The organism is Kitasatospora sp. NBC_01300 (genome assembly GCF_041435235.1).
Taxonomy (GTDB): Bacteria; Actinomycetota; Actinomycetes; order Streptomycetales; family Streptomycetaceae; genus Kitasatospora.
Window position 1 is genome coordinate 4,394,158 of sequence record NZ_CP108408.1, and the last position, 11,579, is coordinate 4,405,736.

The 11,579-nt window shown below is 75.7% G+C and carries 12 protein-coding genes; 9 read left to right on the forward strand and 3 right to left on the reverse strand.

Going from position 1 to position 11,579, the window contains the following annotated elements:
- Positions 1–13: 13 nt before the first annotated feature.
- Positions 14–598, forward strand: coding sequence for an N-acetyltransferase family protein (locus OG556_RS19510; protein WP_371518198.1), 585 nt, complete (start codon positions 14–16; stop codon positions 596–598).
- On the opposite strand, the gene OG556_RS19515 is transcribed toward OG556_RS19510, so the two are convergent.
- Positions 583–1,062: a macro domain-containing protein gene (locus tag OG556_RS19515; protein ID WP_371518199.1), complete on the reverse strand. Its 480-nt coding sequence runs from the start codon at positions 1,060–1,062 to the stop codon at positions 583–585. The genes OG556_RS19510 and OG556_RS19515 overlap by 16 nt on opposite strands.
- A gap of 10 nt (positions 1,063–1,072) precedes the next feature.
- Positions 1,073–2,332, reverse strand: coding sequence for an MFS transporter (locus OG556_RS19520; protein WP_371518200.1), 1,260 nt, complete (start codon positions 2,330–2,332; stop codon positions 1,073–1,075).
- 113 nt (positions 2,333–2,445) lie between these two features.
- Here OG556_RS19520 and OG556_RS19525 point away from each other — a divergent pair, with 113 nt between their 5' ends.
- Complete coding sequence (locus OG556_RS19525; RefSeq protein ID WP_371518201.1) at positions 2,446–3,408, forward strand: LysR family transcriptional regulator; 963 nt, start codon at positions 2,446–2,448, stop codon at positions 3,406–3,408.
- Between the two features lie 181 nt (positions 3,409–3,589).
- On the opposite strand, the gene OG556_RS19530 is transcribed toward OG556_RS19525, so the two are convergent.
- Positions 3,590–4,198, reverse strand: coding sequence for a YceI family protein (locus tag OG556_RS19530; protein ID WP_371518202.1), 609 nt, complete (start codon positions 4,196–4,198; stop codon positions 3,590–3,592).
- A gap of 182 nt (positions 4,199–4,380) precedes the next feature.
- On the opposite strand from OG556_RS19530, the gene OG556_RS19535 reads away from it, so the two are divergent.
- The 7 genes from OG556_RS19535 (at position 4,381) to OG556_RS19565 (ending at position 11,573) form a co-directional block, all read left to right on the forward strand.
- Positions 4,381–7,608, forward strand: coding sequence for an SNF2-related protein (locus OG556_RS19535; RefSeq protein ID WP_371518204.1), 3,228 nt, complete (start codon positions 4,381–4,383; stop codon positions 7,606–7,608).
- On the forward strand, positions 7,605–7,916 hold the full coding sequence (locus OG556_RS19540; RefSeq protein ID WP_371518206.1) for a hypothetical protein: 312 nt from the start codon (positions 7,605–7,607) through the stop codon (positions 7,914–7,916). Before OG556_RS19535 ends, OG556_RS19540 begins: the two co-directional genes overlap by 4 nt.
- Positions 7,917–7,959: 43 nt before the next feature.
- Positions 7,960–8,853 carry an RNA polymerase sigma-70 factor gene (locus tag OG556_RS19545; RefSeq protein ID WP_371518208.1) on the forward strand — a complete coding sequence of 298 codons (894 nt, stop codon included), beginning with the start codon at positions 7,960–7,962 and terminating at the stop codon, positions 8,851–8,853.
- Between the two features lie 34 nt (positions 8,854–8,887).
- Complete coding sequence (locus OG556_RS19550) at positions 8,888–10,003, forward strand: MerR family transcriptional regulator (RefSeq protein WP_371518210.1); 1,116 nt, start codon at positions 8,888–8,890, stop codon at positions 10,001–10,003.
- A 69-nt stretch (positions 10,004–10,072) separates the two neighbouring features.
- Positions 10,073–10,537 (forward strand): helix-turn-helix domain-containing protein, encoded by a 465-nt coding sequence (locus OG556_RS19555; protein WP_371518211.1) that lies wholly within the window; start codon positions 10,073–10,075, stop codon positions 10,535–10,537.
- A 2-nt stretch (positions 10,538–10,539) separates the two neighbouring features.
- The gene (locus OG556_RS19560) at positions 10,540–11,100 is read left to right on the forward strand and encodes a hypothetical protein (RefSeq protein ID WP_371518212.1); all 561 of its coding nucleotides are present in this window, start codon (positions 10,540–10,542) and stop codon (positions 11,098–11,100) included.
- 122 nt (positions 11,101–11,222) lie between these two features.
- Positions 11,223–11,573 carry a DUF2516 family protein gene (locus OG556_RS19565; RefSeq protein ID WP_063348783.1) on the forward strand — a complete coding sequence of 117 codons (351 nt, stop codon included), beginning with the start codon at positions 11,223–11,225 and terminating at the stop codon, positions 11,571–11,573.
- Positions 11,574–11,579: the final 6 nt, after the last annotated feature.

Consider the following 11,579-nt stretch of genomic DNA (forward strand, 5'->3'; position numbering starts at 1 on the left):
GGAGGCTCGTCACATGATCAGTCCCGTGCAGACCGCCATCCGGCACGGCGGAGCGCAGGACGCCGCGGCCGTCGCCGACCTGCACGCCCACAGCTGGAGCACCGCCTACCGCGGAATCGTCCCCGCGGACGCACTCGGCGACGGGCTGCCCGTCCAGCGGCGCGAGCTGTGGGAGCTGCGGCTGACCGTCGACTACGGCGATCCGGCCGCCGAGCCCGAACTGCTGATCGCCGAACAGGCCGGGGAGACGGTCGGGTTCATCTACCTCGTCCCGCAGCCGGACGGCCGGGTGCTGGTCGACAACCTGCACGTTCGCCCCGGGCGGACCGGCGGCGGCATCGGTCGCGCGCTGTTCGCCGCGGCCCGCGCCCACGTCGCCGAGCGGCACCCCGGGGCCGAGCTGTACCTGGAGGTGCTGCGCGACAACATCCGCGCGATCGCCTTCTACGAGCGCGAGGGCGGCGTGCGGACGCGGGTGCAGGAGGGCGTGTTCCCGGGCGGGTACGTGCTGCCCGAGTACGTGTACAGCTGGCCCGCCGAGAGCCTCGCGGAGCAGGCGGTGTCAGCACAGGCGGCGCCGGCTCAGCCGATGTCGTAGACCGTCACCGGCACCCCTCGCTCCACCAGCCGCGCGGACACCAGCGGTTCGACCCGCTCCCAGCGCCCGCCGGCCAGCCCGCAGCCGATCCGCGGCATGTGGACGGAGGCGCCGAGTTCCCGCGCGCGGTCGCCCAGCGCGGCCAGCGCGGTGTCGATCGCCTCGTACCGGACCGGCACCCCGGTCGAGCGCCCCGTCCGGATGCCGCGCTGGCCGACCAGGTTGGCCACCCAGACGTACGGCTCGACCTGCACCAGTTGCAGGGCGCCGAGCCCGAAGTCGTTCCCCGCCCGCTCCCGGTGCCAGCGCCGGAACGCGGCCTCGGGCTCGGGCCAGCGTCTGGACAGTGCGAGCACGAAGCCCTTGCCCCAGCCGCCGAGGTCGTTGCAGACGTGCGCGATCACCTTCACACCCGAGCCCTGTGGCGCGGTGGCGTCGCCCTGGACATAGGTGATTCCCGCCATGCCCCGAACGCTAGACCGAGGCTCTGACAGCCCGCTCGGCACTGTCCGCCGGGGTGCGCCGCGACTGCCCCAGGTGCCGTCGTCCGGCGAGGGCGATCAGCAGGGCGAGCGTGGCGGCGCAGGCCGGCAGTGCGTAGCCGGTACCGGGGGCGGCGTGCTCGGCGACCGCGCCGGCGAGCGCCGCGCCGCCCGAGATGCCGACCACGATGCCGGACACCGCGACCGCCATCCCCTCGTTGAACTGCCGCCCCGGCAGCAGCTCCTGGACCAGCGTCATCCCGGTCACCATGGTCGGCGCGGTGGCCGTGCCGGCCGCGAACAGCGCGACCCCGAGCAGGCCGAGCCCGGCCCCGCCCAGTCCGGCGGCGAGCGGCAGCAGCAGCACCCCGGCCATCGCCGCGGCCCCGGACAGGAAGCGCACTCCGGTCGCCCGGCGCGGCGTCAGCAGCCCGAACAGCAGCCCGGCCAGGCAGGATCCGCCCGCGACCAGGGCCAGCAGCGCGCCCGCCGCCGCCTTGTGCCCGAGTGCGTCGGCGTACGCCACGGTGGTGATCTCGGTCGAGCCGAAGACGACGCCGGTGGCGAGGAAGGCGAGCAGCAGCACCCGCAGCCCGGGCACCCGCAGCGGCGAGCCGTGGCGGTCGCCCTCCGAACGGGCGGGCAACGGTGGTTCGGTGCGCCGCTGGGCCGCGAACAGCAGGGCGCCGGTGGTGCCGAGCGCCCCGGCGGCGAGCAGCCCGGCCTCCGGGGCGACCGCCGTGCAGAGCGTCATGGCGAGGACGGGCCCGGCCATGAAGCAGAGTTCGTCCAGGGACTGTTCGAGGGAGTTGGCCAGGTGCCGGGCGGCCGGGTCGGCCCGGTACAGGTGTGCCCAGCGGGCCCGGGCCATGCCGCCGAGGTTGGGCGCGGCCGCGCCGGCCGCCCAGCAGGCGTAGAGCGTCCAGTCGGGTGCGCCGAGCCGGAGGCAGATCAGCAGCGCGGCGAGCGGGGCGGCGTTGTAGAGCGCGGCCGGTACGGTCACCCGCGCCTGCCCGTACCGGTCCACCAGTCGCCCGAGCAGCGGCATCCCGATCGCGCCGGTGACCAGCCCGGCGGCCGAGACGGTGCCGGCCAGCGCGTACGAGCCGCGCCGTTCGGCGAGCAGCACGACCAGCGAGACGCCGTTCATCGACAGCGCGAGCCGTCCGAGCAGCCCGGCGAGGGTGAAGGCGGCCGCGCCGGGGGCCGCGAACAGCCGTCGGTAGGAGGTGAGGAGGGCGCGCGAGGGCATCGGGCTCCTGGGGGAGGTCGAGGGGGGATGGCCCCAGCCTCCCGTCGGTGCCCGGTGGCGGTCCAACACCTGTTCCGCCGCATTCACAGCAGGGTGTTGTTAATCTGCCGCCCATGCCCCGTGACCTGCACCCCCGCCTGCTCCGCGGCTTCGTCGCGACCGCCGAGAGCCTGCACTTCGGCCGGGCCGCCGGGCGGCTGCACGTCGCCCAGCAGGCGCTCAGCCGGGACATCCGGACCCTGGAAGGGCTGCTCGGCGACGCGCTGTTCACCCGCACCACCCGCAGCGTCGAACTCACCCCGGCCGGGCAGCGGTTGCTGCCCCGGGCGCGCCGGCTCCTCGCCCTGCACGACGAGATCCTGGCGGGCGCCGCGGCCCGGCCGCTGCTGCTGGACCTCAACAGCGACGTCACCGGCCCGGACCTCACCGCCGACCGGGTGCTCGAACGCGCCCGCGCCGCCTGGCCGGAGGGCGAACTGCTGGCCCGCTTCCACGGCGGCCTCGCCGCGGCCGCCGCCGAACTGCTGGCCCACCGGCTGGACGTGTCCTTCGGCCGGTTCGCCGGACTGCCCGCCCCGCTGCGCGACCAACTCGCCCAGCGGCCGGTCCGGTTGGAGCGGATCTCGGTGATGATGGCGGACACCCACCCGCTGGCCGACCGTCCGGTGCTGCGGGTCGCCGAGCTGACCGGGCACCCCGTCGACGTCTGCGCCGGCAACCCGGCCACCACCGAGTGGGCCGATCTCGGCGTCCGCCTGCTGCGCGAGCACGGCCTGACGCCGGCCGCGCCGTACGTGCCGCCGGTGGGCGTGGACGAGACGGCCCGCTACCTGGCCCGGCACGGCGATCCGATGCTGACCACCGTCGGCGGGCCGAGGATTCCGGGGGTGGTGAACGTGCCGCTGGTGGAGCCGGTGCCGCTGAGTCTGGTCAGCCTGGTGCACCGGCCCGGTGAGCGCCACCCGGGGCTGGCCGCGCTGGGCGCGGCGGCCGCCGGGCTCGGCGCGGCCGAGGGCTGGCTGCGGCGGCCGGCGGGCAGCTGGCTGCCGGCGGCGGACGCGGCGCTGCTCGGGTGACCGGGCCAGGCGCCGGAGCCGGGTGCCGGGGCCGGGCGGGACCGGGCCGCCGGGACCAGCCGCCGGAAACCGTGGGACGCGACACCGCCCCTGCCGTCGGGGGGTCGGCAGGGGCGGCGGGTGGGCGGACCGGGCCGCGCGGCGGGTCCGGTGGCCCGGATGGCAGCCGTGGACGGCCGGGTCAGGCCGCCTTGACGGCGGAGATGTCGAAGCTGAGCTTGACCTTCTCGCCGATCAGCACGCCGCCGGTCTCCAGGGCCGCGTTGTAGGTCAGGCCGAACTCGGTGCGGTCGAGGACGGCGTTGCCCTCGAAGCCGACCCGCTCGGCGCCGTAGGCGTCGGTGGCGCTGCCGGTGTACTCCAGCTCCAGGACCACCGGGCGGGTGGTGCCCTTGATGGTCAGCTCGCCGCTCATCCGGTACGTGTCGCCGCGCAGCCGCTCGGCCGAGGTGCTGCGGAAGCGGATCTCCGGGTAGGTGTCGGCGGCGAAGAAGTCGCCGGTGCGCAGGTGCTCGTCGCGCTGGGCCTGGTTGGTGTCGATGCTGGCGACCTTGATCGCCAGGTCGGCGGAGGAGTTGCCCGGGGTGCTGCCGTCCAGGTGCAGCTTGCCGTCGTACTCGGTGAAGCGGCCCTTGACGTTCGTCACCATGGCGTGGCGCACCGAGAAGGCGACCTCGCTGTGCGTGGTGTCGATGGTCCAGTCGCCGCTCAGGTGGGCGAGGTCCGGGCCGGCCGGGGTCTCGGCGACGGCGGTGGGGGCGGCGGTCTTGGTGCGGTTGAACAGGCCCATGGCTCCTCCTCGGGTCCGAAGCCATTTGTTTAGGCTTCAACTTGTTGACTTCAGCGTAGGCCGCTTTCGTTCAAATTTCAACCACAGCGCTCGGCGTTTCGCGAAAGACTTGGCGGAGCGGCACTGTCGGACCGCCCGGTTAGGCTGCGAAGGACGGTTCCGCCGACCGGAAGGCCTCCCGCATGTTCGTCCTGCACGCGCTCTGGCGGGCGGGCGGACGGCTGGCCCTGTGGGCCGAGGACGCCCGCTCCCACCCGGGCACCGCCGAGCCCCGCCCCGGCCGGGCGGCCCCGCGCGCCCACCCCTACGCCTGCCCGGCCGGCGAACTCGCCGCCGTCCTCGGCGGCATCGGGCCCGGCCTAGGCTGGCTCGCCGGCCAGGCCCCCGAGCGCTGGGCCACCCTGCTGCTGCCCACCACCGGCGCCCTGCCCGCGCCCTCGCCCGACCTGCCGGTCACCCCGGTCCGGGGTGCGGCGGTCCTGACACCCTGGCGCGTCCCCGCGCTGCTCTTCGACACCGGGGCGGCCGCCCAACTGCTCGGCGAGGTCTTCGACCCGCACTGGGCCGTCACCAGCACCGATCTGCCCGGCACCGGGCGCGTCGAGGTCGTCCAGGGCCCCTCGCTGCGCTGGCTGACCGGCGTGCACGACCTCGCCTGGCGAACGGTCGGCCGGGGCCGGGTGCTGCCGCTGCCCGTCCTGGCGGACGGCCGCCCGCAAGCCCGTTGGCGGCCCGACCCCACCCCGGCGGGCCGCCGGGAGGCCGCCGCGCTGGCGGACGCCTGCCCGCCCGTCCTGCTGGGGGAGTGGCCGACCGGCGGCGCCGGCACCGGCGAGGCCCTGCTGGACGCCGCGCTGGGCGCGCTGGTGGACGCCGAGGCCCGGGCCGCCCTGGCCGGCGCGTCCCCGTTGGGCCCGGGCGGTGCCCGAACCGGCGACGCCCGACCCGGTGTTGCTCCAGCCGACGCCGGGACGGCCGTCGCGGTGGAGGCCGCTGCCACGACGGTCGCCGCGGTGGGGGCCGCCGCTGAACGCTGGCTGCACGCCCTGACCACCCCGGACGGCGGCCTCACGGACGTCCGGTCCGAGGGCTTCGCCGAACTGCGCCGCCGAATCGCCGCCTGGTACGCCGCCGCCGAGCCCACCGCGCCCGCGCTCCGGCTCTGCTTCCGCCTGCTGGAGCCGCTCGGTCCCGACCCGGACGACCCCGAGGGCCGGCCCTCCGACGACGCCTGGCAGCTGGAATTCCTGCTCCAGGCCGTCGACGAGCCCTCCCTGCTGGTCCGCGCCGCCGACCTGCACGAAGGCGGCGCCGCCCACGCCGCGCTGGCCCGCAAGGCGCCGGACCCGGCCGACGTCCTGGTCACCGAGCTCGCCCGCGCCGCCCACCGCTGGCCGGCCCTGGACGGCCTGCGGCACCGCTCCCGCCCGGCCGCCCTGCCGCTCGACCGGGCCGGCGCGCTGGACTTCCTGCGCACCGCCGCACCCGCCCTCGCCGAGGGCGGCTTCGGCGTGCTGCTGCCCGCCTGGTGGCGCCGCCGACCCAGGCTCGGGCTCGCCCTGCGGGCCACCACCCCGCCCGCGCCGGGCTCGCTCGCCGTCTCCTCCCAGGTGGACCGGGACGCCGTGGTCGCCTTCCGCTGGCAGGCCGCGCTCGGCCCGGAGGGGGCGCCGCTCACCGCGCAGGAACTGGCCGAACTCGCCGCCGCCAAGCAGGGGTTGGTCCGGGTCCGCGGTACCTGGCTGGAGGCCGACCCGGAGCAGATCGCCGCCGCGCTCGCCTTCCTCGCCGACCGGCGCGACGGCGTGCTGGCCACCGCCGACCTGCTGCGGCTGGCCCTCGATCCGGAGGCGACCGTCGCCGGGCTGCCCGTCACCGCCGTCCGCGCGGACGGCCCGCTCGGCGACCTGCTCGCCGGGCGCGCCGCCCCGGCCCCCGCCCCCGCGCTGCCGCCCGACTTCCGGGCCACCCTGCGCCCCTACCAGGAGCGCGGCCTGGCCTGGCTGCGGGCGATGGCCGGGCTCGGCCTCGGGGCCGTGCTGGCCGACGACATGGGCCTCGGCAAGACCGTCCAGACCCTCGCCCTGCTGGCCACCGAGCAGGCCGAGGGGGCGTCCGGCCCCACCCTGCTGGTCTGCCCGATGTCCCTGGTCGGCAACTGGCAGCGCGAGGCCGAGCGCTTCGCCCCCGCGCTGCGGCGCCACGTCCACCACGGCTCCGGCCGCCTCGGCGCCGACCGACTCGCCGAAGCCGTACGGGGCGTGGACCTCGTCATCACCACCTACGGGCTGGTCCAGCGCGACCTCGCCGCGCTGCGGGCGATCCGCTGGCGCCGGGTGGTCGCCGACGAGGCGCAGTACGTCAAGAACTCCGGCACCGCCCAGTCCCGGGCCGTCCGCGCGCTGCCCGTCACCCGCCACCGGATCGCCCTGACCGGCACCCCGGTGGAGAACCGGCTCGCCGAACTGCACGCCGTCCTGGACTTCGCCAACCCCGGGCTGCTCGGCCCGGCCGAGCGCTTCAAGGAGCGCTACGCGATCCCGGTCGAACTGCACCGCAGCCCCGAACGCACCGCCGAACTCCAGCGCCGCACCGCCCCGTTCGTGCTGCGCCGGCTCAAGTCCGACCCGGCGGTGGCCGCCGAGCTGCCGGCCAAGCAGGAGATGACCGTCTGGTGCAGCCTCACCGCCGAGCAGGCGGGGCTCTACCAGGCCGTGGTGGCCGACCTGTTGCAGCGGGTCGAGGGGATCCGGGGCGTGGAGCGGCGCGGCACCGTGCTGGCCGCGATCGGCAAGCTCAAGCAGGTGTGCAACCACCCGGCTCAACTGCTGCAAGACGGATCGGCGTTGGGCGAGCGCTCGGGCAAGGTGGCCCGGCTGGCGGAGCTGCTGGAGGAGGCGCTGGCCGAGGGCGACCGGACGCTGGTCTTCACCCAGTACGCCGAGTTCGGCACGATGCTGCGCCCGTACCTGGCCCGCCGGCTCGGCGAGGAGGTGCTCTACCTGCACGGCGGCGTCCCCCGGGCCCGCCGCGAGGAGATGGTCGAGCGCTTCCAGTCCCCGGACGGGCCAAGGGTGTTCCTGCTCTCGCTGCGGGCCGGCGGCACCGGCCTCAACCTGACCGCCGCCAACCAGGTGATCCACCTGGACCGCTGGTGGAACCCGGCGGTTGAGGAGCAGGCCACGGACCGCGCGTTCCGGATCGGCCAGCGCCGGGACGTCCAGGTCCGCCGACTGGTCTGCGTCGGCACCGTCGAGGAGCGGATCGACGAACTCCTCGCCGCCAAGCGCTCGTTGGCCGCAGCGGTGGTGGGGGAGGGGGAGCGCTGGCTCACCGACCTGCCGGTCGAGGCGCTGCGTGAACTGGTCGCGCTCACCCGTGAGGACGCCGTCGCCGAGGAGGACGCATGACACCCGACCACCCCGCCCCCGTCCCACCCGGGAACACCCCCGCCGGTAACGCCCAACCCGTGGACGCCCAACCCGGGAACACCCCTGCCGGGAACGCCCCTGCCGGGAACGCCGCCGCCGTGAACGTCGCCGCCGTGAACGTCGCCGCCTACTGGGGCGGCGGCTTCACCCTGCGCCCGGCCCCGCCCGGGCCCGAGGAGGAGCCCGACGAGCCCTCGCTGCGCCGTCTCGGCCGCTCCGGCGTCACCGTGCGCGGCCGCGACCTCGCCACCCTGCTCGCCCCCGCGTACGAGGCGTTCCGCGGCTGACGAGGCCTCGGCTCGCCGCCGCCCGTGCGGTAGCGTCGGAGCGGTGACCGACACCCTCACCGACCCCGCCCTCGACGACTTCGAGCGGCACCGCCGGATGATCTTCGGTATCGCCTACCGGATGCTCGGCAGCGTCGCCGACGCCGAGGACCTGGTCCAGGACACCTGGCTGCGCTGGAGCGGGGTCACCGGCCCGGTCGCCAACCCGGGCGGCTACCTGGCCCGGACGGTCACCAACCTCGCGCTCAACCGGCTCGACTCGGCCGCCGTCCGCCGCGAGACCTACGTCGGCCCCTGGCTGCCCGAGCCGCTGGTCGCCGAGCCGGACGCGACCGCCGACGTCGAGCGCGCCGAGACGGTCTCGTTCGCCCTGCTGGTGGTGCTGGAGAGCCTGTCCCCGCTGGAGCGGGCCGTCTTCGTCCTCAACGAGGCCTTCGGCTTCTCCTACCGGGAGATCGCCGAGGCGCTGGAGCGCACCGAGGCTGCCTGCCGGCAGGTCGGCAGCCGGGCCAAGGCGCACGTCCGGGCCCGCCGGCCGCGCTACGACGCCCCGCCGGAGCTGCGCCGCCGCGCCACCGACGAGTTCCTCGCGGCCTGCGTCGGCGGCGACCTCAACCGGATGCTGGACCTGCTCGCCCCCGACGTCACCTCCTGGACCGACGGCGGCGGCGTGGTCCGCGCCGCGCTGCGCCCGGTCACCGGCGCCGACAACGTCGCCCGCTTCCTGCTCGGGGTGCTCGGCCAGCTGGGCGAGGGCGCCGAGCTCCGGCCGGTCCTGGTCAACGGCCAGCCCGGGCTGCTGGTCACCCAGGACGGCGCGATCGACGCCGTCTCGGTGTTCGACTTCGTCGAGGGGCCCGACGGCGGGCTCCGGATCGCCGAGCTGCGCATCGTCCGCAACCCGTCGAAGCTCGCCCACCTCACCGGCCGGGCTTGACCCTCGACCTGGTCGAGCCCGCAGAGTCACCGGCATGGAGAGCGAGCTGCACAGCATCGGCGAGCTGGCCCGCGCCAGCGGCCTGGGCGTCGGCACCCTGCGTTACTACGACGGCGCCGAGGTGCTCACCCCCGCCTGGGTCGACCCGCAGACGGGCTACCGCTGGTACCGGCCCGGGCAACTCGCCGACGCCCGTCTGCTGGCCCGGCTGCGCCGGGTCGGCCTGCCGCTGGCCGGCATCCGCGCCGTGCTCGGCGCGGCGCCCGGCTCGGGCGCGGCCGCGCGGGTGCTCGACGGGCACCTGCGTCGGCTGGAGGACGGCCTCGCCGACGCCCGCCGCGAGCTCTCCCTGATCCGCGTCATGATCGACCAGAGGGAGCAACCGATGACCACCACCCCCGCCGAAGTCCGCCTCACCGTCCCCGCCGAGGAGCTGGCCGCCGCACTGGACGCGGTCCGCTTCGCCGTCGGCGGCGACCCCGACACCCCGGCGCTCGCCGGGGTGCTGTTCGAACCGGACGGCCCGGTGCTGCGCCTGGTCGCCACCGACCGCTACCGGATGGCGCTCGCCGAGGTGCCCGCCGCCACGGCGCCCGCCACAACGGACGGCGGCACGATCGTCCCCACCGCCCTGGTCGACGCCCTGCGCGCGCTGCTCGGCGCGGGCGCGGGTGCGGCCGAGGTCGAGGTGACCCTCGGCGGCGGCTTGGTCCGGGCCGAGACCGGCGGCCACCGGATCGAGGGCGCGGCCCTGGACTTCGACTACCCCGACCACCGGGCGCTGACCCGGCTCGAACCGGAGCACCGGATCGACCTGTCCGCCGCCGAACTGCGCGGCGCCGTCGAGACCGGCGCCACCCGCACCCTGCCCTCCGGCCCGAACGGCGCGGACTGCGCGGTCACCGTCCTCACCCTGACGGCGGACGGCCGCCTGGCGGTGGCCGGCGCCGAGCCCGGCCCCGGATCCGCGTCCGGAGACCTGAGGGTGGCGGTCAACCGCGACTTCCTGCTGGACGCCCTGCGGGTCGGCCGGCCCGAGCAGCTGGTGCTCGAACTCGGCGGCCCGATCGCCCCCTTGGCGATCCGCACGCCGGGCCGGGAGGGCACCTTCTCGCTCCTGATGCCGGTCCGCGTCCCCGACCTCGGCTGAGCCCGCCCGCCGTTTGCTGTTGTTAGCATCCTGCTTGCATCTGCAAGCAGGATGTTGCAGTCTGCCGGTATGGCCTCACTGAACGTCGGCTCGCTGGGCGAGTACATCCGCGAGCAGCGCCGGAACGCGCAGTACTCACTGCGCCAGCTGGCGGAGGCCGCAGGCGTGTCGAACCCGTACCTCAGCCAGATCGAGCGAGGGTTGCGCAAGCCGAGCGCGGAGATCCTGCAGCAGATCGCGAAGGCGCTGCGGATCTCGGCGGAGACGCTGTACGTCCAGGCCGGGATCCTGGAGGAGCGGCGAGGTGAGGGCCTGGAGCTGCGGGCCTCGATCCTGGCCGATCCGCTGATCAACGAGCAGCAGAAGCAGGCGTTGCTCGCGGTCTACGACGCCTTCCTGAAGGAGAACGCCGTCCAGCGGGGCGCGGTGGCCGAGCGGTCGCCCGCGGCCGGCACCGGCACCGGCGTTCCACCAGCCTCCGGCCCGACGACCGACGGCTCAGTCACCCAGAACACCCACCGGGAGGACCGGTAAGCATGCCGATCACCGACGAGATCAAGAAGACCCTCAGCGACCCGACCCCGCTGTACGCCATCGCCGGCGCCGGGGATCTCGCGTACGAGAAGCTGCGCGAGGTGCCGGGCCGGGTGGAGGCGCTCACCGCGGACCGCAAGGGCGCGCAGGAGAAGGCCACCGCCCGGTTCCAGGAGGCGCAGACGAAGCTGGCCGAGGCGCAGGCCAAGGTCACCGAGACCGTCACGACGCTCCCCGTCGACCTGCGGACCTTGCAGGAGCGGGCGCAGGGCTTCGCCCTCCAGCAGGTCGGCCGCGCGGTCGAGCTGGCGGTGAAGGCCAAGGAGACGTACGACGAGCTGGCCGAGCGCGGCAAGGTCGTGGTGGACCGGGCCCGCCCGGGCGCGCCCGCCGAGCCGGGGCTGCCGGCCGGGGAATCCGAGCTCGCCCGGGCGGCCGAGCCGGTCGAGGCCGAGCTGGTCGAGGACGACACCGACACCCCGGCCACCGCCCCGGCCGCGGACGCCCGGCCCGCCCCGAAGAAGGCCGCCCGCCCCCGGAAGGCCGCCGACCGCGCGGAGTGAGGGAAGGGCCGCCGGACGGGCACATCCGGTGACCGCTGGACGTTGACAGGAGAGCGGACGGTCGACCGTGCCAGGATGGGCGGTGGCCGGAGCGCCGGAGGCGAGAGACAGAGGAGAGCGTGATGGGCGGAGTAGCCCAGATTCTGGACTTGGCCTATCTGAACCCGATCTGGTGGCTGTCCGTCGCCATCCTGGGCTTCAAGCTGTTCGCCCTGGGCGACGCGGTCACCCGCCGTGAGGACGCCTACCGGGCGGCGGACAAGAAGACCAAGCCGTTCTGGCTGGCGATCCTGGCGATCGCCTTCGGCTGGGACCTGCTGTTCGGGGTGAACTTCTTCACCGGCATCGGGACGCTCGCCGGGCTGGTCGCGTCGATCGTCTACATGGTGGACGTGCGCCCGGCGATCCGGGAGCTGACCGGTGGCGGCGGCCGTGGCGGCCGCAGCAACACCGGTCCGTACGGCCCCTGGTAGGCCGCG